Origin of the sequence: Algoriphagus terrigena DSM 22685, assembly GCF_000429445.1 — a bacterium.
In the GTDB taxonomy this organism is placed as follows: domain Bacteria; phylum Bacteroidota; class Bacteroidia; order Cytophagales; family Cyclobacteriaceae; genus Algoriphagus; species Algoriphagus terrigena.
Genome location: NZ_AUBW01000004.1, coordinates 208,813 through 232,360, shown reverse-complemented (window position 1 = coordinate 232,360; position 23,548 = coordinate 208,813). Strand labels below are relative to the sequence as shown.

The 23,548-nt window shown below is 47.2% G+C and carries 19 protein-coding genes; 6 read left to right on the top strand and 13 right to left on the bottom strand.

What is annotated here, in order from left to right; genetic code table 11:
- The first annotated feature begins 107 nt into the window (after positions 1 to 107).
- Both G459_RS0103370 and G459_RS0103365 read left to right on the top strand, forming a co-directional pair.
- Positions 108 to 737 (top strand): 3-keto-disaccharide hydrolase, encoded by a 630-nt coding sequence (locus G459_RS0103370; protein ID WP_026966375.1) that lies wholly within the window; start codon positions 108 to 110, stop codon positions 735 to 737.
- A gap of 78 nt (positions 738 to 815) precedes the next feature.
- The gene (locus G459_RS0103365) at positions 816 to 1,373 is read left to right on the top strand and encodes a DUF502 domain-containing protein (protein ID WP_026966374.1); all 558 of its coding nucleotides are present in this window, start codon (positions 816 to 818) and stop codon (positions 1,371 to 1,373) included.
- On the opposite strand, the gene selD is transcribed toward G459_RS0103365, so the two are convergent.
- The 10 genes from selD to G459_RS0103300 all read right to left on the bottom strand — a co-directional run bounded on the left by selD (position 1,370) and on the right by G459_RS0103300 (position 16,629).
- On the bottom strand, positions 1,370 to 2,413 hold the full coding sequence (gene selD, locus G459_RS0103360) for a selenide, water dikinase SelD (protein WP_026966373.1): 1,044 nt from the start codon (positions 2,411 to 2,413) through the stop codon (positions 1,370 to 1,372). The genes G459_RS0103365 and selD overlap by 4 nt on opposite strands.
- On the bottom strand, positions 2,382 to 3,440 hold the full coding sequence (mnmH, locus tag G459_RS0103355; protein ID WP_245588118.1) for a tRNA 2-selenouridine(34) synthase MnmH: 1,059 nt from the start codon (positions 3,438 to 3,440) through the stop codon (positions 2,382 to 2,384). Before mnmH ends, selD begins: the two co-directional genes overlap by 32 nt.
- A 117-nt stretch (positions 3,441 to 3,557) precedes the next feature.
- Entirely contained in the window at positions 3,558 to 3,878 is a 321-nt protein-coding gene (gene trxA, locus G459_RS0103345) for a thioredoxin (RefSeq protein WP_026966371.1), read from the bottom strand.
- Positions 3,879 to 4,051: 173 nt separating this feature from the next.
- Complete coding sequence (gene dnaE / locus G459_RS0103340) at positions 4,052 to 8,344, bottom strand: DNA polymerase III subunit alpha (protein WP_026966370.1); 4,293 nt, start codon at positions 8,342 to 8,344, stop codon at positions 4,052 to 4,054.
- A 130-nt stretch (positions 8,345 to 8,474) separates the two neighbouring features.
- The gene (locus G459_RS0103335) at positions 8,475 to 9,641 is read right to left on the bottom strand and encodes an ATP-binding protein (RefSeq protein ID WP_026966369.1); all 1,167 of its coding nucleotides are present in this window, start codon (positions 9,639 to 9,641) and stop codon (positions 8,475 to 8,477) included.
- A gap of 421 nt (positions 9,642 to 10,062) precedes the next feature.
- On the bottom strand, positions 10,063 to 10,803 hold the full coding sequence (locus tag G459_RS0103325) for a GLPGLI family protein (protein WP_026966367.1): 741 nt from the start codon (positions 10,801 to 10,803) through the stop codon (positions 10,063 to 10,065).
- Positions 10,804 to 10,831: 28 nt separating this feature from the next.
- Positions 10,832 to 13,648, bottom strand: coding sequence for an outer membrane beta-barrel protein (locus G459_RS0103320; RefSeq protein WP_026966366.1), 2,817 nt, complete (start codon positions 13,646 to 13,648; stop codon positions 10,832 to 10,834).
- 595 nt (positions 13,649 to 14,243) lie between these two features.
- Positions 14,244 to 14,888: a 16S rRNA (guanine(527)-N(7))-methyltransferase RsmG gene (gene rsmG / locus G459_RS0103310; RefSeq protein WP_026966364.1), complete on the bottom strand. Its 645-nt coding sequence runs from the start codon at positions 14,886 to 14,888 to the stop codon at positions 14,244 to 14,246.
- The gene (locus G459_RS0103305) at positions 14,888 to 15,499 is read right to left on the bottom strand and encodes an RNA polymerase sigma factor (protein ID WP_026966363.1); all 612 of its coding nucleotides are present in this window, start codon (positions 15,497 to 15,499) and stop codon (positions 14,888 to 14,890) included. The genes rsmG and G459_RS0103305 overlap by 1 nt, the downstream gene beginning before the upstream one ends.
- On the bottom strand, positions 15,490 to 16,629 hold the full coding sequence (locus tag G459_RS0103300; protein ID WP_026966362.1) for a glycosyltransferase: 1,140 nt from the start codon (positions 16,627 to 16,629) through the stop codon (positions 15,490 to 15,492). Before G459_RS0103300 ends, G459_RS0103305 begins: the two co-directional genes overlap by 10 nt.
- A gap of 121 nt (positions 16,630 to 16,750) precedes the next feature.
- On the opposite strand from G459_RS0103300, the gene tgt reads away from it, so the two are divergent.
- Genes tgt through G459_RS0103285 form a run of 3 tightly spaced genes read left to right on the top strand, consistent with a single transcriptional unit; the run spans position 16,751 to position 19,875 of the window.
- Positions 16,751 to 17,881 carry a tRNA guanosine(34) transglycosylase Tgt gene (gene tgt / locus G459_RS0103295; protein WP_026966361.1) on the top strand — a complete coding sequence of 377 codons (1,131 nt, stop codon included), beginning with the start codon at positions 16,751 to 16,753 and terminating at the stop codon, positions 17,879 to 17,881.
- A 2-nt stretch (positions 17,882 to 17,883) separates the two neighbouring features.
- Positions 17,884 to 18,957: an LptF/LptG family permease gene (locus tag G459_RS0103290; protein WP_026966360.1), complete on the top strand. Its 1,074-nt coding sequence runs from the start codon at positions 17,884 to 17,886 to the stop codon at positions 18,955 to 18,957.
- A complete protein-coding gene (locus G459_RS0103285) occupies positions 18,958 to 19,875 on the top strand; it encodes a DMT family transporter (protein WP_026966359.1) in 918 nt (305 codons plus the stop codon).
- A 10-nt stretch (positions 19,876 to 19,885) separates the two neighbouring features.
- On the opposite strand, the gene G459_RS0103280 is transcribed toward G459_RS0103285, so the two are convergent.
- The 3 genes from G459_RS0103280 to ispE all read right to left on the bottom strand — a co-directional run bounded on the left by G459_RS0103280 (position 19,886) and on the right by ispE (position 21,324).
- Positions 19,886 to 20,218 (bottom strand): type II toxin-antitoxin system PemK/MazF family toxin, encoded by a 333-nt coding sequence (locus G459_RS0103280; RefSeq protein ID WP_026966358.1) that lies wholly within the window; start codon positions 20,216 to 20,218, stop codon positions 19,886 to 19,888.
- On the bottom strand, positions 20,205 to 20,447 hold the full coding sequence (locus G459_RS0103275) for a ribbon-helix-helix domain-containing protein (protein ID WP_026966357.1): 243 nt from the start codon (positions 20,445 to 20,447) through the stop codon (positions 20,205 to 20,207). Before G459_RS0103275 ends, G459_RS0103280 begins: the two co-directional genes overlap by 14 nt.
- 70 nt (positions 20,448 to 20,517) lie before the next feature.
- Positions 20,518 to 21,324 carry a 4-(cytidine 5'-diphospho)-2-C-methyl-D-erythritol kinase gene (ispE, locus tag G459_RS0103270; RefSeq protein ID WP_026966356.1) on the bottom strand — a complete coding sequence of 269 codons (807 nt, stop codon included), beginning with the start codon at positions 21,322 to 21,324 and terminating at the stop codon, positions 20,518 to 20,520.
- Positions 21,325 to 21,855: 531 nt separating this feature from the next.
- Here ispE and ilvD point away from each other — a divergent pair.
- On the top strand, positions 21,856 to 23,544 hold the full coding sequence (gene ilvD, locus G459_RS0103255; protein WP_035455080.1) for a dihydroxy-acid dehydratase: 1,689 nt from the start codon (positions 21,856 to 21,858) through the stop codon (positions 23,542 to 23,544).
- Positions 23,545 to 23,548 lie beyond the last annotated feature (4 nt).

The window sequence follows — 23,548 nt, the reverse complement described above, 5'->3', positions numbered from 1 at the left end:
AAAAGGCTCTGGAGTTGTCACTTCAGGGCCTTTTTCTTTTCAACGGTAGAAACCATTTAGCATAGACTCTCTATCTTAAAGTCTCAATAACCTAGAACCCATAACTCATGAAAAAACTAATTGCATTATTTGTCCTTTGCTCTATCTCACTTGCCACTTTTGCTCAGGAAGGCGAATGGGTGGAACTTTTCAACGGGAAAAACCTGGACGGATGGAAATTGACTACGGACAGTCCTTCGTCTTTCACAGTGGAAGATGGAGTGATCAAGGTGGCAGGCCCTAGAGCCCATGCTTTTTATGATGGTGCTGTGGGCAACCACGACTTCAAAAACTTTGAAGTGATCGCTGAAGTGAAGACGATGCCTGGAGCTAATTCCGGTATTTTCGTCCATACACAATACCAGGCAGATGGCTGGCCAAATATAGGCTACGAAATCCAAGTAAATCAGAGCCATACGGACTGGAGAAAGACCGGTAGCGTCTATTCCTTCCAGGATGTAAAAGATGTCTATGTGAAAGACGGAGAATGGTACACCGAGCATATCATTATCAAAGACAACGTGGTGACCGTCAAGATCAACGGAGAAACAGTCAATGTGTATGACCAGTCCAAAGATGAGAATCGCAAAGGTGATCTGGGTACCAAGAAGGCTGATCACGGAACGATTGCGCTTCAAGCGCATGATCCAAAAAGCGTGATCTACTACAGAAGTGTCAAAGTGAAGGTTTTGGATTAATTTCCCGTCAATCCACAATAAAATGCCTGATCTTTGGATCGGGCATTTTTTTTGTCCAAATGTGCAAAATCACCAATTATGAAATTTACCTACAACCGCGTTTTATCCTACTTTTTTAGAGGTCTTCTCGTATTGACACCCCTCGCCGTCACTTGCTATGTGATCTATTCGATTTTCTTTTTTCTGGATGGACTGATACCTGTTCCCTTTCCCGGCATCGGGATTTTGATGGTCGTCGGACTGATCACTTTTGTGGGTTATCTGGCGAGCTTGTTCTTTGCAAAACCAGTGTTCGAGTGGTTTGAACGGGGGCTTTTCAAAATTCCACTCGTCAATTTGCTGTACACGAGCATCAAGGATTTGATGAGCGCTTTTGTCGGAGATAAGAAGAAATTCAGCTCCCCAGTGATCGTCCAAATCAGCGAGACGGTGTCAAGGCTTGGATTTCTTACCCAGGAAGATTTGAACATCATTGGCAAGCCGGATCTAGTGGCAGTGTATTTTCCCCATAGCTACAACGTCTCGGGAAATGTATTCCTTGTCAAGCGCGAGCTCGTGACTGCGTTGACAGGAGTGAAAAGCTCCGACGTGATGAAGTTTATGGTTTCTGGTGGGGTGTCTCCTCTGGAACACTAGGCGACTTCTACGACGAAATCTCCTTTGTCCACTAATCTGCCGATTTCCCAGCTAGGTTGATTGTGGAGATTCATCGTTTCTTCAAACCAAGCTTTATTTTCTTCGGCCACGGCTATCAATAGACCGCCGCTGGTCTGGGGATCGCAGAGTTTGACCAAGTCCATTCCGACGACTCCTTTGGTCTTCGCGCTGTAGCCATTCCAGTTGCGATACGTGTTGTCCGGGAAGATAAACTGGTTGATGTATTCCTGGATCCCTTCTATGAGCGGGAGTTTGGCAATTTCCAGTTGTGCGGAAAGTCCAGCGCCCTCGGCCATCTCGATCAGGTGCCCCAACAGTCCAAATCCCGTGACATCGGTCATGGCATGTACTTCCTCGTGATTACCTAGTATCGCCCCGATCGAGTTCAATCGGCAAGCGGTATCGAGCAGATTGAGATAGTCTTTTTCCTGGATCTTTTGTCGCTTCAGAGCCGTAGCCAAGACTCCGATTCCAAGCGGTTTGGTGAGGAAAAGCAAATCTCCGGACTTGCCGCCCACGTTGGTTTTGACTTTTCGCGGGTGAATGATTCCATTGACGGAAAGTCCAAAAATCGGATCTTTGGCTGCGATGGAGTGGCCGCCGGCCAGTTCGATCCCGGCTTGCTTGCAAATACTTTTCGCCCCTTCCAACACCTTTGCCGCCAGCTCAGGAGCGATCTTCTCCACTGGCCAGCTCAGGATCGCATTGGCGAAGATGGGCTTACCGCCCATCGCGTATACATCTGAGATCGCATTTGCCGCCGCAATTCTGCCAAAATCAAACGGATCATCGACGATGGGAGTGAAGAAATCAACTGTATTGATCACTGCCAAGTCATCGGAAACCTGATAGACGGCAGCATCATCTTTATGCGAATTTCCTACCAACAGATTCGGGTCGCTTTGGGTGAAGGAGCCGCTAGCACTGAGGATTTGATCCAGGATAGCCGGTGCAATCTTGCAGCCGCAGCCGGAGCCTTCACTCCATTCAGTGAGCCTGGTAGGTTGATTTTGTGTCATGTTGGTTTTTGATTTTCAGTAAAAGTGCCAGTTGGTCTTCAATGCTTTTATCGCCTAGATCGAGCGTTACGGTACTGCCTTCTTCGTGCCGCGCCAGGTCAAACTCATAAGTTTTGTCATAGTAGAGCAGCAGGTTTGGGATCCACGCTTGATGATCTCCAGCTAGAATGGCCTCGATGGCTTCCTGGGTACGAAGTCCCCCCAGTTTCTTTTTGAGCCGGTTGACGGCAGCGATCAGCTCTTCGGATGGAAGATTTCCGTACTCTTCGGCGATGTGGACAACCCGCTCGTCGTCGGATTTTTGGATGTCGATCAGATAGCTTTTCAGAATCAGCGCATAGAAGAGATCCGGGAGAATGATCCTTCCGATCCTCCGACTTTCATTTTCAACCCAGACGGGAAGTGCCGGGTCGAAGCGCATGAGTTGTTCTGCCATCAGATTTTCAAACTGCTCCACAGTAGGTTGCGGCGGCAAACCGATCGACCCGAAACTCGAACCTTTGTGGTTGGCGATGCATTCTAGATCCAAAACTTGCTCTCCCTTTTCCCGGAGCTTTTTGAGCAGGATGGTTTTTCCGACTCCGGTTTTTCCCCCAAGAACAAGAAGTTTTCGTTCCTTTCGTACTTCTGTGAAAGTAAACGTCCGGTAGGTTTTGTAGCCGCCTTTGAGTCTATAGACTTCGAAGCCGACCATCCCCAAAAGCCAAGACAATATCTGGCTTCGCATTCCGCCACGCCAGCAATAGAGGATGATTTTTTTCTCAGGAAACAGTGTCAGGGCTTCCTTTTGTATTTGATGAAAACGTGGCCCGACCAATTCAAAGCCCTTGATCGTCGCAGCTTCCGCTCCCTTTTCCTTGTAAAGTGTACCGACCACCACCCGTTCCGCATCGTTCAGAATTGGGAGGTTGATAGCTCCGGGAGTATGACTCTGGGCAAATTCTCCTTCACTTCGGGCATCGACGATCGGGAGATTCTCCCGTAGGGTCCAAAAATCAGTCAGCGAAATCAGTTGCTCGGTCATCATGGAGGTGAAAATAGGAAATCGGGGTTGGATTAACGAATCGGGCGGAAACGAGGAGAGGGGCATGAAAAAAGCCGCAAAGCGAACTTTGCGGCCTTCCAATCTAGCTGTAATTAAGATTTAAAGTTGTGCGTCTAGCTTTTGAGCCAAGACGGTCTTTGGCACAGCGCCTACTTGTTTGTCTACGACCTGTCCACCTTTGAAGAAGAGCAACGTAGGAATCGAACGGATCCCGAAAGCTTGAGCGACAGATGGATTCGCGTCTACGTCCACTTTACCGATCACTGCTTTGCCGGCGTATTCTGATGCCAACTGCTCGACCACGGGTCCGATCATCTTACATGGTCCGCACCATTCAGCCCAGAAGTCAACCAAGATCGGCTGGTCTCCAGCGATAATTTCCTCAAAGTTTGCGTCGGTAATCTCTATTGCATTTGCCATTTTATTCTTGGATTAATTGATTTCGGATTTTCAAATATATCTGCAAAAGTGGATTGCAAACCAATAAGTTCCTACAGGCGGAAAATTTTTGTCTATGAGTCATAGAGCAAAGCTCTAATTCGGCTGAAGGAGAAAGTGTTTTTGAAGCCTTCCGATACAAGACGAAAAGGAGTTTAAACTACTCTATAAACCACTTCAGGAAGCCCCTGGAGTTCTCTGATCATGTCAGCACTCGGATCGATGGCGAATCGCTTGGAGAAAAGCTCCAGGGTGATATTTTCTTTGCGGTCGATGACGTCTATGTAGAGCTTGGCGTCGCCCTTATATTTGGAGGTGATCGTTTCAAGCTTTTCCATCAGATCCAGCGTGAGGTTGTCCAGATCGATATTCACCCGCAGTCCTTTGATCATCTTGCCCCGCACCTCGCTCAGCAGCATCATGCTGTTGATCTTGAATTCTACTTCGTTGTCGCCGCCCCATTTTTTTTGAGCAACTTGGCCGGTCAGAAAGATGAACCAACCGCTCATGAAGTACTCTTTGAACCGCACATAATCGTCCCCAAAGAGGAAGAATGTGAAAGAACCGTGGTAATCCTCCAAAGTCAGGGTGCCAAAGGGCTTGCCGTTTTTGGTGGTTCGGTGCGCGAAGGTACTTACTGAACCCGCCAGCTTGAGCTCATTTTTCCCCTTCAGACTTTCGAGATCTGTCAACGCGGTCAAGGGAGTATTGGTGAAGGCGTCGATCTCCAGTTTGAATTGGTCCAGCGGGTGACCGGAGATGAATAGTCCGACTACTTCCTTTTCGATATTCAGCTGCTGGATTTGTGAAAAGGGCTCCATCGGCGGTACAGACGGAAGTGGGATATCCATGTTGCCGCTGCCTCCGCCAAATAAACTCACTTGTGCGCTGTCTTCCTCTTGTTGAACTTTTTGCGCGTATTTGGTCGCCTTTTCGATGAGCGAAAGGTCGTTGTCCGGCGCCTCCAGGTATTGTCTTCGGTGATGTTCTTTGAAGCAATCAAATGCTCCGGCCATCGCGAGGGCTTCCATGGTTTTCTTGTTCAAAGCTCTCGAATTGACCCTTTTGGCAAAGTCGAAGATATTTTTGTACGGGCCTTTGAGCTCCCGCTCTTTGATGATTTCCTCCACCGCGGCTGATCCCGCGCCCTTGATAGCGGCCATGCCAAAGCGAATTTCTCCAACCTTGTTTACCGTAAACCCCCCTCTGGATTCATTCACATCCGGACCTGCGACTTTGATGCCCATCCGCTTGCATTCTTCCATGAAAAAGGTCACCTGCGTGATGTCATTCATGTTATTGCTGAGTACGGAGGCCATGTATTCCGCTGGGTAATGCGCTTTGAGGTACGCTGTCTGATAGGCGATCCAAGCGTAGCAAGTCGAGTGCGATTTGTTGAACGCGTAGGATGCAAAAGCCTCCCAGTCGGTCCAGATTTTCTCCAGCCTTTTGGCATCGTGGCCTTTGGCAGAGGCTTGCTGGACAAACTTTGGCTTCATCTTGTCCAACACGTCCTTTTGTTTTTTACCCATCGCCTTACGCAAAACGTCAGCTTCACCTTTGGTGAATCCTGCCAGTTTTTGGGACAAAAGCATGACCTGTTCCTGGTAAACGGTGATACCGTAGGTTTCCTCCAGGTATTCCTTCATGTCCTCCAGATCGTAGGTGATCGGCTCGGTTCCGTGTTTTCTTTTGACGAAAGAGGGGATGTAGGCGATCGGTCCCGGTCGGTACAAGGCGTTCATGGCAATCAAATCCGCGAAAACCGTCGGCTTGAGTTCACGCATGTATTTCTGCATGCCGGGACTTTCGTATTGGAAGATGCCGACTGTCTCGCCCCGCTGGAAAAGCTCGTAGGTTAAGGTATCGTCGATCGGAAATACATCTGCATCCAGCTGGATTCCGTGTCGTTCCTTAACGATCTTGATGGCGTCTTTGATCAGCGTGAGCGTCTTCAGCCCGAGAAAGTCCATCTTCAACAATCCGGCTGATTCCACGACCGAGTTGTCAAATTGGGTACAAACCATCTCCGAATCCTTGGCCAAAGCGACCGGGACAAAATTGGTGATGTCGTCCGGTGTGATGATCACGCCGCACGCGTGAATCCCGAGGTTTCGTACCGATCCTTCGAGCATTGCCGCTTGATTGATCGTCTTGGCAGATTCGTCGTTTCCCTTTGAGATACGGATGAGCTCATCTGCTTTGGCGATCATGTCCGCTTGATCTTTGAGTTTATCCGCCACGGCAGCTCGGTTTCCCTGAAGGCTAAAGAGCGACTTGAGCTTGATGTCGGGTACGAGATTGGCCAGTCTGCCTGCTTCGGCGAGGGGCAGATTCAACACCCTTGCGGTGTCTCTGATTGCTGACTTGGCCGCCATGGTACCGTAGGTAATGATCTGGGCGACTTGGTTGGAGCCGTATTTTTTGATCACATAGTCGATCACACTTCCTCTCCCTTCATCGTCAAAGTCAATATCAATATCGGGAAGTGAAACCCGATCCGGATTCAGGAAACGTTCGAATAGCAACTTGTATTCGATCGGGTCAATGTTGGTGATGCCGGTACAGTAAGCAACTGCCGATCCCGCAGCCGATCCACGGCCGGGCCCGACGGAAACTCCCATCTTCCTGGCCTCCACGATGAAATCCTGTACGATCAAAAAGTAACCCGGATAGCCGGTGTTCTGGATGGTTGCCAGCTCAAAATCCAACCGCTCCTGGATCTCCGGGGTGATCTCCGGATAGCGCCTTTTTGCCCCTTCATAGGTTAAATGCCTTAGATAGGCATTTTCACCGCGCTTGCCTCCGTCGGTAGCATCCTCTTCGTGAATGAACTCAGCCGGGATGCCAAACTTGGGAAGCAACACCTCTCGGGCGAGCTTGTAGCCTTCGATCTTGTCTGCGATCTCCTGTGTACAAGCGATTGCCTCAGGCAAATCCGCGAAGAGCTTTTTCATCTCTTCAGGACTTTTTATGTAAAATTCATCGTTGGGGAAGCCGTACCGGAACTCCCTGCCACGCTTGCCGATGTATTTCTTTGGTTTGTCGAAGAGTTCGCCGTCTTTGACGCAGAGTAGGACATCATGTGCCTGCGCGTCGCTCTTTTCGGTGTAGTAGGAGTTGTTGGCTGCGAAATAGTTGACACCATATTTTCGGGCAAAATCTAACAGCACTTCGTTCACCTTTTCTTCCTCAGGGACTCCATGGCGTGAAAGTTCGACATAAAAATCGTCGCCGAATTGGGTTTTCCACCAGACAAAAGCCTCTTCTGCCTGCGTCTCTCCGACATTCAAGATCAGAAAAGGGATTTCTCCCCAAAGTCCACCCGTCGTAGCGATCAGATCACCTTTGTACTTCAAGAGAAGGTCTTTGTCAATTCTCGGGACGTAGTAGAAGCCTTCGATATTGGCATAGGAGGCCAATTTGGCGAGGTTGTGATAGCCGGCTTTGTTTTTGGCCAAGAGGACTGTTTGATAGCCGTCGTCCTTGTTGCTTTTGTTTTTGCGGTCTCTACACAGGTTAAACTCACAGCCCAGGATTGGCTTGATGTCCTTGGCCATCGCTTCTTTGACGAAGTTGAACGCCCCCATCATATTCCCGTGATCGGTCATTGCGACCGCGGACATGCCCAGGGATTTGGCTCGGGCGATCAGCGCCGGAATCTCAGAAGTCGCCTGAAGGACCGAGAACTGGGTGTGGACATGCAGGTGCGTAAACGGTAAGTCCGCCAGATCCGAGATGTCGGCCTTTCCGGCCTTCTTCAGGATGTCTTTGGCGGCAGCCTTGGTGTCATCTTTTGCTTGCGCAAAGTTCGCTTCAGCCAATTTGGGGGCTTCGTAGATAACTTCTTCTAGCAGAATTCCCCCTTCGGGCTTTTGCACTCCCTGCGTAATCAGCCCAAAAAAGCATCGCGCCGTGGCATCGACGTCATAGGCTGCATCGTGTGCGTCGCCAAAGCCTTTTCCAAACAACTTTTGGTGCAGTTCGGTCAAGGTTGGCCATTTGAATTTGCCGCCTTTTCCCCCCGGAAGCGCGCAGAATTCTGTGGAAATGTCTTTGGTGTCCAGTTCTTTTTTATCAGAAAAAGGCATGACCAACTCGGCGCGGATAAACTCCGACCCGACCACATTGATGTCAAATCCGATGTTGTGACCGACCAGGAACTTGGCCTGAGCGGTATCCTCGCGAAAGATCTGGAGGATCTCTTTTAGCTCATGGCCTTCGGCCAAAGCCCGTTTGGTGGAAATTCCGTGGACTTTTTCGGCGTTGTAGGGAATAGTGAATCCTTCGGGCCGAATGATGTAACTATGATTGGAGAGGAGCCTGCCTTTGGCATCGTGCAGCTGCCAAGCGAGCTGGACTAAGCGCGGCCAATTGTCCACATCGGACATAGGGGCATTGTAGTCCCGGGGGAGTCCGGTGGTCTCGGTATCAAAAACGATATACATAGCTTTGGGGAATGGGGCTTCAAATTAGGGCTAATCCGTGAAAGCCGCCAAGGGAGCGGGGGTAATTGTCGGAGAATTTGCAGTTCCTTTTTGGGAAGTTTCGCTAATCACTTAAGCCAGTGAGTGAAACTTAAAATTTTGGGAAATCCCGCCATGAAATCACTTGTCCGTACGATCGGTTTTGATTGTGGTCACCGGCATAGATCAAGCCTTTAGCAGTCAGTGAAATGTCGGAGATTTGCTCAAATTTCGCCAAGCCCTTGAAGTTCTCTGTAAGAATTGTTTCGCTGGCTTTGATTTCGAAGATGTCCAAGGTCAATCCCTGATCCAACAGTAAGTCCACTTCATCTCCATGATTGTCCCTCCAAAACCATGGACTTTGATTTTGGTAGGTGTGATGCATTTGTTTGTGAAATTCGGCTACAATCATGTTTTCAAACAAAGCACCTTTCACCGGATGGGTCAGCAGGGTTTCCCGATTTTTGATTTTTAGCAGAAAAGCCAATAGTCCGGTATCGTAGAAGTAGAGCTTGGGGGTTTTGACCACCCGCTTGCTGAAGTTTTTATGATAGGGATAAAGTTGGAAGGTAATGTAGCTGGACTCCAAAGCAGAAAGCCAAGATTTGGCAGTTGGCTGACTGATTCCTGCTTCGTTGGCCAAAGCACTCAGGTTCAGAAGCTGGCCCGCACGGGCCGCACAGAGATTCAGGAAGTTTTGAAACTGCCTCAAATCCTTCACAGTGATGAGTTCGGTGACATCCCGATTCACATAGGTCTGGACATAGTTGGAATAGAACACTCCGGGAGAGATCTTTCGGTCATAGAGCGCGGGATAGAATCCATGAAGCAATTGCTCAAAGGGATCTTGAGCAAGCAAACCAGCATCCCTCAGCTCCTGAACGTCCAATGGAAGCAACTTGAACAGAGCGACTCTTCCTGCAAGACTTTGCGTGATTCGCTCCATCAAGTGGAAGTTTTGGGAGCCGGAAAGAATAAACCCACCCATCCGATCAGGTCGGCTGTCCACCAATGTTTGCAGGTAGGAAAACAGTGCCGGGGCCTGTTGGACTTCATCAAAGATCATTTGGTCGTCATATTCCGACAAAAATCCATTTGGGTCTTTTAAAGCAAAATCACGGGCATCAGGATTTTCCAGACTGACATAGCGATAGTCAGGAAAAAGTGACTTCAGCAAAGTCGTTTTTCCTGACTGTCTCGGGCCTGTCAGTGCAAGAATGGGGTATTTGGTTTGGTATTCCCTTATAGCCTTGTAAATGTGTCTATTAATTACATTCATCTGCTACAAAGGAACGGGTTATTTTGAAATTGCACAAACTTTACTTTGAAATTGTACAGATTCTATTTTGAAATTGTACATGTTTAATTTTGAACTTATACGAGTTACTTTCCTTTATTCGATGGCTACTGGAGATAGCTTTTTTCATTATAGAACTCTAGGTAGGTAAATCGGGATTTGCTTTCGCCAACAAATTCTAAGTCATCTGAAAAGACAAGATGTTTTTCATGGAGTATTACCTGATTTTGAGTTTTATTCTTACCGTCTATTTCCAAAAGGATTTCTCTTTTTGGATAGGTGAACGTGTAAGGCATTCTTCTAATTTTGCTATCTTTTAATTTTACAATTTTATGGGGATGGTACATTTCCTGGCAATTTTCCAACCTTCTTATTTTCGACCTTTGTACTCTCTACAACCTCCTCAATATCTTAAACCCCACACCCAAGCTCGCTTGCTTTCGATGGAGGTCTGGATAAAATCTTGGACCAGATCCTGATATTCAGTGCCCGATACTTCCCTTCCTTTCAGTTTTTTTGGCAGGGCGATGATTTCTGCCGGTTCGCCAAATGTGATTTTCTCGGCTTCGACGACCAACATTCCGTCGTTGATGTCATAGGCTAAAATCAAACCCGGTAGGCCGAATTGCTCTTCGGGGCCGACGGGAACCGGTATATCTGAGGCAAACCAAGCCGTGATCTTTTGTCCTTTTATGCTGTCTTCACTCACGGCTTTCATGCACATGTGTCCGAGAATGTCCCGTATTTCGTTCATTACCCGCCATTTTGGAGCGGCTAGGCTATCACGGACTATGTAAGTTTTGCCCATTTGATCCATGTACTTCAGATAGGTTTGCTCTTCTAGATTGTTTTCGATGAAATAGTCTTCTACTTGCCAAGAATAGCTGCGCACCTCGTAGGGGGCGCCGTAGGTGTAGAGACTTTTTTCTGGCCAAAACTGGAGTTTCATCCGGGTACTGTAGCCTTCAGGATTACCCCAAGAAAGAAGGATCCTATCCTTTTCCTGCTGGGTAAGGTGGGGCAAGCTTGAATAGATTTTGTCATAGAAAATTTTGTAACGGTATTCTACCTCACCCACGATATTTTGGGCTCTAAGTCCTGTGGTAATCAGAATCAGCGCAATGGTCTTAAGAATTGATTTCATTGTTGTATAGATTGGCAGCTAGTTTAAATTATCTTCTGTTTTTCACTTCTATTCCCCGCATGTTGTAGGTCAATCCGAGTAGGAAATATCTAGCCAAAGTCTCAATTCTTCCAGTGGAGACGTAGTTTTGTCCTGCATACTGACTGATGGTCTGATTTTTATTAAAGATATCATTGGCTGATAGTCTGATTTCCCATTTTTTCGCCTCACCGAGTAGTTTGTAGACGGATGCATTGAGAATTGGCACTTTCTGGTCAAATCCAAAACTTTCGTTTTTATATCTGTTGTGGTTGAATTTCACATCTAGATAAAAATCTTTGGGGAATTTGATGTTGATATTGCTATATACAGTCCAGTTTATGATGTCCTGGTTTTGGGATGGGTTTTGTTCGTAGTTGGTTTTGCTCAGGCGGTATGATCCCCCGGCATAAAGGCTGAGCCATTCTAACGGTGTCAGGTCTAAGTTTCCCCCAAAGTTATGGCTATAAGTATGTGTCTCCGTTTCGATGGAATTGATTAGGGAGAAGCTCTTAGAATAGGATGGATTGGCCGATAGGTATGCGTTAGCCTTGGTTTTTACGATGGGAAAGCCAAAACCGACATAGGGGTAATAACGCTGTCCTCCGGACACATTTCCTGCTTTGTAGGTAGTCACTAAGGTTTCCGGATCTATAGTCTGGTTTTGTACGACTTGATTTTGATAGAACGTAGCATTGAATGAGAACTGGAGATTTATAAAAGTCGCAGGATCATACATGTTGTATCCGGTATTGAAAGAATGGGACACTTGTGGCTCAAGATCAGGATTTCCTTCACGGATATAGAGCGGATTGGAAATGTCCTTGTACGGCTGGAGGTCTGCGATACTTGGCGGAGTCACGCCCATGGCATAGCTTGCATTGATTCGCTTGTTGCCCTTCATGGTTTTCCAGTAAGATACATTGGGAGTGAAATTGAAGTAGTTCTTGTCTACTCTGCCAAGGATCTCACTGCCTTCTATCACTGAAAATTGCCCGTTGAGTCGGTAGTCGGATGCGGCTAATCCCACGCTTAGGTTAGAACCTTTATTCGCATACCGGAAACTGGTGCCAAACCTGTTATAGGTAATTTTGTTGTCAAAAAACCGGCTGAGGTCAGGATTTAGCTCTCTAATGTCACTTCTCTCCACATCGTATACCTGTCGGTTTGTTTCGCTCGTAGATTGGCTGAAATTGTAGAAAGTCTCCCAGAAGAATACTTTCTTGATGGGTTCGACATAGAGTAAGCTTGACTTGATCAGGTTCGAGCCATTCAAGGCTTCGATCACTTGATCCAAGCTTTGGAAATAGCTATTCGGATCCGTTGAATCCATCATGTCCGCAATGGCTTTTTGGGTGCCATCCTGGTCTGCCTTGCTCCAGGTATCACTGATGCTGGCAGCAAAATTTCGCCCATTTTTTTTGAATTTATGCCGATAGATTGCTGTGCCTTGAAAAGCTCCTGACCATTTGTCTGATTGGTTGTTCCTGTCCATTTGGCTTTGCTCCATGCTACTGTCTATCAGCTCCTGATGGCTGAGCAATAAGGTACTAAGTGTACTTAGCCTTCCCTTCGCATTTATGGTAATGGTGTTGGCGCTGTCTAGCTCATTTTGGAATCGAAGATTTGCCCGATGGTGACCTGCTACGTTGTTTTGTACGCTTTGGTCAGTGGAAGTGAAGGAGGTATTGTCCTGTAGAAAGTTGGTTCTGCTGTTGACGCTCTCCAGGATTTGGTCACTACGGCTATAGAAATAGTTGGTACTGAAGTCCTTTTTGCCTTTCAGGTAGTTGTAATTGACTCCAATAGCCTGATTGTTAGAAAAACCTGAGTTGAGATTATTGAAGGGGATTTCGAAGGATTCCTCATTGTCCCCACCCGAAAAAGAAATGTAATTCATCCCGCCACTTCCATTAAAACCAAAGTCGCCGGTGTCGCCAAATTGGAAAGCATTGCTCCCTCTAAACTCCTGCAGGTCATCCCAGCTCAGGCCGGATTGGTTGACATTGTTGCCATAGCCGATGACTGAAAACTGGTTTACATCATCAAACTTGTTGAATGATCCATTTGCAGTCCATCTTTCATCTGTGCCCCCTGCAGCTGAAATCTTGCCAAAACCTCCTTTTTTTGCTTCTTCCTTTAGCTCCACATTCAGGGTTTTTTCCTTCACACCATCTTCCACGCCTGTGAGTTTGGACTGTTCCGACTTGTCATCAAATAGCTGAAGCTTGCTTATTGATTCGGCATTGAGGTTTTGCGTGGCCATTTTGGTATTTCCTCCAAAAAAACGCCTTCCATCTACCGTTACTTTCTGCACTTGTTGTCCTTGCGCTACTATATTCCCATTCGCATCAATCTGCATCCCGGGTAGCTTGCGCAGTAAATCTTCCAAAGTCGCTCCAGGCGGTACTTTGAATTTGCTGGCATCATATTCTAGAGTGTCGCCACGCATCATCAAAGGTGCTTTGGCGGCTTTCACCACCACCTCATAGAGTTCCTGAAGGATCGGTTCTAAGTAAATCTCGTCCACTTCCAAAACATCTGTTTCGGGCAGTACCAGTTCCTTTTGGACGGGTAGGTAGCCCATATAGGTAGCTTTGATGAGCAGTGGTTGGCGATCCACGTTCTTGAATTGGTATTCTCCGGCTTTATTAGTCAAAGTATAGGCCACCAGGGCAGAATCTTTTGGACTAAGAAGAAGTACAGAGGTGTAGTCGAGCGGGAGGTTGGTGGTGTCTTTCACTGTTCCCCGAATAGTGAGTTTGGATTGGGCTTGCGATGCAAAGGTGATGGCAAGCAAAAGAAGGAATGAAAGGAAAAATTTCATTTTTTTCAGCGTTATATTTTTTAACTATAAAATCCATGAATAAAAACTAGACTCCATTTCAAAAATCATTGTCGATCATCTTTTGCATAAGATAATCAAGGTCAAGCTTGGATGGAAAGTGGCGAATCTGGCTCAGTTGAAAATGCAGGCGCTTTACTTTTCCAGCCCTTTCATGACCTTAATCACATACTAACCCTTGAAGCGCGACTTCAAAAAAAAGAGGTCATTCACTTCTTTCTTCTTTGCTCAATGCTTGACGAACTCAGAAATTCTTTCAACCCAGTTGGTCTTTCGATAAAGTCGGTAATCACCAAACGATTCAGACAAACGGCTTAACGCTGTTATATTATTAATTATTTTTTAAAAATAGCGTAACTATTTTGTTAAAAAATCTTAGTGAGGTATTTAGACGGGAGAACTGTGGAAAAATCATCTTCGGAGATAGCGACAAAAAGAAAAACCAGCGAATATTCTAAGCTCAAAAATGCCAATAGGCGCTATAAATTCCAGCTCATAAAAACCGAGCATTGCATGGGTGAAACAATAAATCGTACTGGGTATTTTTTCGGCTACTGAAATTCAAAAAAATAAATTTTCACCTCTTATCCTCCCAAGGCATGTAGACGACCTTTTTGGTCTCAAAAAAGTCTTCCTTGAAATAGTCCTCCAGATGGTAACTGACATAGGATTTGTCCAACTCTTCCATTTCCTCGTCCACGTCGCCGCCTTTGAGATAGAGAATACCGTTTTGGAACTCATTAAAGTCTTCCAGCTTGATTTTTCCTTTGACCCAAGGGTAAAAATTGGCCATGCGGGTGACGGCACGGCTGACCACAAAGTCATACTTTCTCACCAGTTCCTCTGCGCGGGCTTGCTGCGCTTCGACATTTGACAGCTTCAGCGCTCTGGCTACCTCTTTGACGACGTTGATTTTCTTCCCGATCGAATCGACCAGGTGGAAATGCACTTCAGGGAAAAGTATCGCCAGCGGAATTCCGGGAAAACCTCCTCCGGTGCCGATATCGAGTATCTTGGTGCCGGGCTGGAAAGTTGTCACCTTGGCGATGCCCAGTGAATGCAGCACGTGGTGAACGTAGAACTGCTCCATGTCCTTGCGGCTGATCACGTTGATCTTGGAGTTCCAGTCATCATAGAGTTCTTGCAGTCGGTCAAATTGCCCGATCTGTTTTTCGCTCAGATTTGGGAAATAAGAAAGGATCAGCTGGGTGCCTGGATTCATTAGATGTGTTTTTCTTTGCCGGAGGCGATTTCGTAAAGCAGCTCCCGGGAGCGATGCAGCTGTGCCTTTACAGTGCCGAGTGGCTTGTCCAGTTCTTGGGCAATTTCCTCATAGGAAAGTTCGTCAAAGTAGCGCAGCTGAACGAGTTTGCGGTATTTAGCCGGGAGTTTGTCCACAAAAATCCTCACCATATCGATCCGCTGTGAGCGGATAAACTGATCCTGGGGATTGTTGTCATCGTCCTCGACATCGATATTGACCGAGTTGCCACTGTCGTCAGAGAGGGTGTTGTTGAGGCTCATGGTTTTGAGCTTTTTCTTCCGGATGAAGTCAATGGTATTATTGGTAGCGATGCGGAAAAGCCAGGTGGAAAAGGTGTAGTCCTTTTTGAAGCGCTCCAGATTGCGGAATGCTTTGGCAAAAGCCTCCATCGTCAGATCCTCTGCGTCGTCAGCATCCCGGATCATCTTCAGGATCATGAAATAAACGGCCTTTTTGTACCGCTTCATCAGGGTAGCGTAGGCCTGCTGGTCTTTTTCTAGGACAGCCTTGTCGATCAGATCAAAATCCTCGAGAGCTTTGTTCGAAAAACCGCGTTCGTTTATTTCCATTGGATGTCTTTTGATTGGTAAGATACCGATCCCAAAACCCAAAAATAACCCAGATATATAAAATCATTGACTAGGATATTCATCGGGGTAGCAGAACCCTGAATCGTCTTGGATGCGGACTTGAAGATCCTCAGCACAAAAAACGACCGTAAAAGAATAATACCCAAAACGGCTGCAAATTGTTCCCATTGCTGTCCGATTCCGGAATAAATCAGCAATCCAATGCCTCCAATCCAGAATAGTCCATGCGAAAGGGGGAATAGTCCAATCTTTCGCTGGTCTTCACTGCGGTAGTATTTTCCGGCATGGAGGTGGCGTTTTTTCTGAACCAAGTACTCTTTCCAGGTTTCTTTGGGGATCGAGGTGGTATTGGCTGCCGGGTCCAGTACCATGGAAGTGTTTCTCCCCGTTGCGTATCGATTCACAAAGAGGTCGTCGTCGCCGCCTTCCAGGTGCCAGATTCCTTTGAAGCCCTTTGCTTCCATAAAAAAGCTTTTGCGGTAGCAGAGATTTCTTCCCACGCCCATAAAAGGTGCTTTCCAAAGTCCAAAGGAAAAGTAAAACAAGGCTGTCAGGAGTGTTTCAAACTGAATCCACTTGTTTAAAAGGCTCGGCTTGACCTCATAGCCGGAGAATCCCAGCGAAAAGGTTTTGTCAGCCTCCCTTACCGGGGCGGTCATTTTTCGTATCCATTGGTCACTTGTCGGCATGCAGTCTGCGTCGGTCAATAGGATGACGTCGTTTTTGGCCACTTTGATACCGAGAGTGAGCGCAAATTTTTTCGGAGTGACGTGTTTGGGGGTGTATTTGATCGTGACAGAGCGAAGTTTGGGATAGCGTTCCATCATTTCCTCCAGTAGCCGCTTGGTGCGATCAGTACTCCGGTCATTGACGATCATGACGTCAAACTTGGGGTAATCCTGCTCGAAAAGTTTGGGAATGAGGACTTTGAGGTTTTGAAATTCATTGTGAGCTGCCACAAGCACAGTCACGCCCTCTTCAGGGTTTTGGTTTTTCGAAGACTTGTTGAGTGATTTGAACCAGGCTGTTCGTCCGAATATCACCAGGAGGTAAACTGCCTGAATGATAACGCCGATGCCAAAGAAAAACCAGAGTAAAAATAGGCCCATAGGTCGATTTTGCTGGGCAAATATATAATCAATTTGAGCAAGTCATTTAGGAATAAGTGGATATTTTTGCAGGCTAAACCAGTCAGTTTGCGGATAGTTTCCGCAAAGTGTTGAGCAAGACATGAAGTTCACCTTAGAAAAAAAAGATTCCCAGTCCAAAGCCCGTGTAGGCACCATCACCACCGATCACGGAGTAATCCAGACTCCGATTTTCATGCCGGTCGGTACGGCGGGCACGGTGAAGGCGGTTCATCAGCGAGAGCTCAAGGAAGACATCCAGGCCCAGATTATCCTGGGCAACACCTACCATCTCTATCTGCGACCAGGACTCGATGTGCTGGAGCGGGCGGGTGGATTACACAAATTCAACGGCTGGGATCGGCCGATCTTGACTGACTCTGGAGGGTATCAGGTGTTTTCTTTATCCGGAACCCGAAAGATCAAAGAAGAAGGAGTCACCTTCAAATCCCACATCGACGGGTCGAAACATATTTTTTCTCCTGAGGGAGTCATGGATATCCAGCGGACGATCGGTGCGGATATTATCATGGCCTTTGATGAGTGTACGCCGTATCCCTGCGAGTACGGCTATGCACGCAATTCCATGGAGATGACTCACCGCTGGCTGGATCGCTGCATTCAGCGATTTGATACCACATCGGGAAAATACGGCTACAGCCAGACGTTTTTTCCTATTGTGCAGGGTTCTGTTTACAAGGATTTGCGTAAGCAAAGTGCGGAGTTTATCGCTTCCCGCGGACGGGAGGGCAATGCGATTGGGGGGCTCTCGGTTGGGGAACCGGCCGAGATGATGTACGAAATGACTGAGTTGGTGACCGATATTCTGCCTTCTGACAAGCCCCGGTACCTGATGGGAGTGGGTACGCCTGCAAATATCCTAGAGTGCATTGCCTTGGGAGTGGATATGTTTGACTGCGTCATGCCCACCCGCAATGCGAGAAACGGGATGCTGTTCACCTCCGAGGGAATTATCAATATCCGTAACGAAAAATGGAAGGATGATTTCAGCCCCATCGATCCAATCATCGGCAACTATGCCAGTACTTTTTATTCCAAAGCCTATTTGCGCCATCTGACAGTTTCCAAGGAGATCTTGGCTGCGCAGATTGCAAGTATACATAACCTTAGTTTTTACCTTTGGCTGGTAGGCCAAGCCAGAGAACATATCTTGGCGGGTGATTTTGCCGTTTGGAAAGACCAGATGGTAAAAAAAGTGAGCACCAGACTTTAAGTATGAAGATTCTCGACAAGCTGATCATTAAGGAATTTTTGAAGACCTACTTTTTTGTGGTCGTCATGCTGATCCTGATTGTGTTGGTTTTGGACTTTACGGAAAAGAACGATGCCTATATCCGCAACTCCGTTCCTGCCGGTGAGATCTTCCGATACATGGGAAACTATGGGCTCTACCTCAATAATCTCCTGACGCCAATCACGGTATTTATTGCGGTGATCTTCATCACATCCAAGATGGCTGAGCGGACAGAGATTGTGGCAATTTTGAGTTCTGGGGTGAGTTTTGTGAGGATGCTTCGGCCCTTTCTCTTTGGCGCGGCGATGATCGGTGGGATTAGTTTTTTGATGAATGGATGGGTGTTGCCCGGCGCCAATGCCGGGATTTCCCAGTTTAAAATTGCCTACCTGGACAAAGGGAAAGCCTCGACTGACCCGAATATTCATATCAAAGTCGGGCCCGATGCCTACGCCTTTTTGACCCGATACTTCAAGACCGGGAATACCGGGTACAACTTCACGCTGGAAGAGATCCGGGACGGGCAGCTTTTGGCGAAGCTTTCCTCCGACAGGATCCAGTGGGATACAACCAAGAATGCTTGGAAGCTGATCAACTGGCGGCTGCGTGAGATTCAGGAAAGGGGAGAGAAGTACACGGTTGGTGAAGAGTTGGATACCGTGCTCTCGATCACTCCGGCGGATTTTGACCTGCCCGAAAACCATCACGAGACCTTGAAGCTGCCGGAACTGAGCCGCCAAATCAAGGTCCTGGAAGAGCGCGGAGCCGACAATGTAAACTTCTATCGGATCGAGCGGTATGTGCGGTTTATGTCGCCTTTTGCGGCGTTGATTTTGACTTTTATCGGCGTGATCATGTCCGCCCGGAAGACACGTGGTGGATCCGGGTTCCAGATTGCCATGGGATTCCTCTTGGCTTTTATCTATATCCTCCTTTTTATTCTTTCCCGGACTTTCGCAGAAAACGGCACTCAGTACCCGATCTTCGCGGTTTGGTTGCCCAATATCATCTTTGCGGTGACGGGTCTGGTGCTCTATAAAACTGTGCCGAGATAGATGATTGGCAAGGCCACGATCAAAGATTATTTCTTACTTCATTTCATCGTGTTGATATGGGGATTTACGGCCATTTTGGGCTTGCTGATCAGTCTACCTTCTCTGGAGTTAGTGTTTTATCGTACGCTGATTGCGGCTGTTGGAGTCGCTTTGGTTGCTTTTTTGAGGAAAAAGCCGCTCGCCGTCACGCTGCCGCAACTTCTGAAGATTGCCGGAGTGGGTGTGTTGATCTCCCTGCATTGGATCTTCTTTTTCTGGTCTGCGCGACTCTCCACTGCTTCCGTGTGTCTGGCGGGGATGGCGACGACTTCGCTCTGGACAGCATTTGTCGACCCGATGATCAATCGCACGAAGATCAAATGGTACGAGGTGGCCTTGGGTCTGTTGGTGATTTCGGGCTTGCTGGTAATCTTCCAGTTTGAAACCGGCTATTGGATGGGCTTGTCTATGGCCTTGGTCGCTGCATTTTTTGGGGCGTTGTTTTCCGTACTTAACGGACGACTCACGCGGCGACACACACCCTATCAGATTACTTTCTATGAGATGGCCGCCGCCTGCCTGTTTGCGCTGGCTTTCATGCCGGTTTATGCAGCCTTTATCAGCGGTGGCGAGCCATTGCAGTTTGCTTGGGAAGGATTGGACTGGCTCTGGTTGCTTATTTTGGGAGGAGTCTGTACCGTTTATGCTTTTTCGGTGTCGGTGGAGCTGATGAAGCGGCTGTCGGTTTTTACGATCAATCTTACCATCAATCTTGAACCGGTATATGGGATTGTATTGGCGGTTTTGATCTTTGGAGAAAGCGAAAAGATGACACCCCAGTTCTACCTCGGTACGCTGATCATCTTGGTGTCGGTCTTGCTGTATCCTCTGATGAGTTATTGGAGTAGGAGAAAAAAGCCCATCCGGCCTTTGGGTTGAAAAATGCTTTTTAAAGTGTGGTGATATCCTTCAGCGTCGCCAAAGCTTCCTTCAACTCCGCCTCTCGGATATCACCGACTTTCTCGATCAAGCGGTCTTTGGAAATAGATCGAATATGAAATACCATTAATTCGGAAACGACTTTCAATCCATTTCTTGAAGAAGGTTCTAGGATCGGATTTCCCTGATAGTTTTTGATCTTAGATGTCAGCGGTGCAGTGATCACGACTTGGAGGAATTTGTTCATCAGGTTGCCACTAAGGATGACCACCGGTCGTCTCCCAGATTGCTCGGAACCGACGACCGGATTGAGGTCGGATATCCAGATTTCACCTTGCCTCATCGTTGATCTGCTTGAGGTAGGAGTCCATTCCTTCTTCCGCAACCATGAGAATGTCTTCGTCATCGTCGGCGGTACGGTAGGATTTGACATATTCGGCCCGCTTCAGATGATCAAGGTAGAGGTTGAGGGCATTTTCGATCAGCTTGTTTTTGGGAAGCGAAAGCTTTTTGGCATAGTCGGCGAGTCGCTGGAGCAGGTCGTCGGGAAGCGTACTGGTGAAAGTTGCCATTGTGTTTTATATTTATGATTCACAAATATAAAAGATAAAATAAAGGGGCAACACACTGATGTTGAATTTTTTACAACTCTCCTTCAAAGACAAAGTATTCTTCTTTCCAGCTTAATTCGGAAGGCTTTTCCTGAAACAATCCGAAAACAGAAGATCCCGAGCCGGACATCGAGGCGTAGAAAGCGCCTGAAGCGTACATTTTCTCTTTAATCTCTCCGATTTCCGGATACATACTAAAGACGCTAAGTTCGAAGTCATTCACCAAGTCAGTTTTCCAACGGCTGCGGTCGGCGAGAATTTCCTCTAATTTCACTTTCGGCGGGGAGGGAATCACTCCGGCATAAGCTTCCTTAGTGCCGATATGGATGCCTGGGTTGATCAGTACCAAATGGACTCCTTTTAAAGACAGGTCAATCGGCTCAAGAATCTCACCCCTTCCCCGGGCGATTGCCGGGGTATTTCCGATGAAAAATGGGCAGTCACTCCCAAGCTGCCCCGCATATTCCTCCAAAAAGAACTCATCGAGGTGCAGGTCAAACAGGTTGCTCATCAGTTTCAGCGCAAAAGCTCCGTCAGCCGATCCCCCGCCCAAGCCAGCGCCCATGGGGATATTCTTGTGCAGATGGATACTCAGATTTGGCAGGCCTTGGAAATCTTTCCTCAACAGTTTTTCCGCTTTGAGAATGAGATTGTCTTTAGCATCTCCAGGAATCGACAGTCCCGTGGAATTCCAGGTTGTCTTCTTGTCCAAGATCATCTCCAATGCGTCAAAAAGCGGAATCGGGACCATGCACGTCTCGATTTCATGGTAGCCGTCCTTCCTCTTGGAGGTGATGTGAAGGCCAAGGTTGATTTTTGCGTTGGGGAAGCCGATCATTCTGAAAAAGGGTTTGGGCAAAAATAAGGGAATTAGATTGAGAAAGAATTCCTTGCTGTCTTTGAGAAAATCCCTAAACTTCCCGACAAATTTTAAGGATTTATCAGTGTATCATTTTTTTTCTTAATTAAAAGAGAATAAATTTTCGAAAAATTTGAATTATCTCGAAATCGATACAAAATTTCGACAAGCCTTCTTTTTCGGTGGGTTTTTGAAAAATTGATTTTGATATTTTCAAAAAAACGAAATAATGTTTCATAAAAAATATTTTTCCCTAATATTAAAGTCTGTTAAAAAGGATTTGCAAAGAATTAAATATTGTAAGTCTCAAGATTGGGTTTTAATATTGTCATGTGATTCGCAAACGAAGCATCAAACCTCAAACCGCGATATGTCTTTACCTTTGGTCGTCCTCCTAAGCTTTATTATTCTCGTCGGATTTTCGAAGTGAGGCATTAGACCATTATAATCCAGTATATAAAAATCTAAAGTGCCTCACCGACCTGAGGCACTTTTTTATTTATCAGCAATATGACCCCTAGAAATCTTAAGAAATACAGTTGGGAAATCAGTGACAACGACGAGCATCCGGCAGGCAAAGCCATGCTGTATGCCACTGGCTTGAGTGATAAGAAGATGAAACAGCCTTTTGTAGGGATAGCGAGTTGTGGCTATGAAAGTAACCCCTGCAATATGCACCTGAATGACTTCGCCGGTCTGATCAAACAATCCTCCCAGGAATATGATCTGACCGGTTTGGTTTTTAATACCATCGGTATCTCTGACGGTACCTCCATGGGTACGCTCGGGATGCGCTATTCGCTGGTCTCCAGAGAGATCATTGCAGACTCTATCGAGTCCTTCATCTTGGGCCATTCCTTTGACTCCTGCATCGCTGTGGCTGGCTGTGACAAAAATATGCCCGGCGCCGTGATGGGAATGCTGCGGATCAATCGCCCTTCCATCTTGGTATATGGCGGTACCATTGCTTCTGGTAACTATAAAGGAGAAAAGCTGAACATCGTCTCTGCTTTTGAAGCTTTCGGAAAAAGAGTCCAGGGAAATATCTCCGACGAAGACTACGACGGCGTAATTCGCAATTCCTGCCCGGGCAAAGGCGCCTGTGGAGGAATGTACACTGCCAACACCATGAGCTCGGCCATTGAGGCGATGGGAATGTCACTTCCGTATTCCGCTTCTTATCCTGCCAACTCTCCTGAGAAACTCAGAGAATGCCAGGATGTGAACAAGTACATGCGGATCCTTTTGGAAAATGACATCAAACCAAAAGACATCATCACCCGCAAAAGCATTGAAAACGCCGTCCGCGTCACGATCGCCTTGGGCGGAAGTACCAATGCAGTATTGCACTTACTGGCTATTGCCAGAACCGCAGGCGTTGACTTTACGCTGGAAGACTTCAAAGCAATCAATGCCACCACTCCTATGTTGGGTGACTTTAAGCCATCCGGCAAGTTCATGATGGAAGACCTCCATGAGCAAGGAGGATTGCCTGCTTTCATGAAGTATTTCCTCGAAAAAGGATACCTCCATGGTGATTGCATGACTGTGACAGGAAAGACCTTGGCGGAAAATCTTGCAGACATCGATCCAATCGTTCCCTCGATGGTCAACGTCATCCACCCGATAGAGACTCCATTAAAGAAGACCGGACACCTTTGTATACTCAAGGGCAATCTAGCTCCTGAAGGTGCAGTCTCGAAGATCACTGGCAAGGAAGGAACCTCCTTCACAGGGCCTGCCAAAGTCTACGATTCCGAGCAGGAAGCCAACGATGCGATCCGGGATCATCAAGTGAAGTCAGGGGACGTGATCGTCATCCGAAGTGTCGGACCAAAGGGAGCTCCCGGAATGCCGGAAATGCTCAAGCCTACTTCTATGATTATTGGTGCGGGGCTTGGATCAGACGTGGCTTTGATTACCGATGGAAGATTCTCAGGCGGGACGCACGGATTTGTCGTGGGGCACGTTACTCCTGAGGCTTGGTGCGGTGGTCCGATTGGATTGCTGAAGGACGGAGACATCATCACAATAGATGCCGATGCACTGGAGTTGTCGGCCGCAGTTTCCGAGGAAGAATTTGCAAACCGCAGAAATACTTGGTCGCCAAGACCGATACAGGATCTGCAGGGGACTCTCAAAAAATACAACAAACTTGTGGCAACCGCTTCTGAGGGTTGCGTAACAGATAAATTTTAAGCCT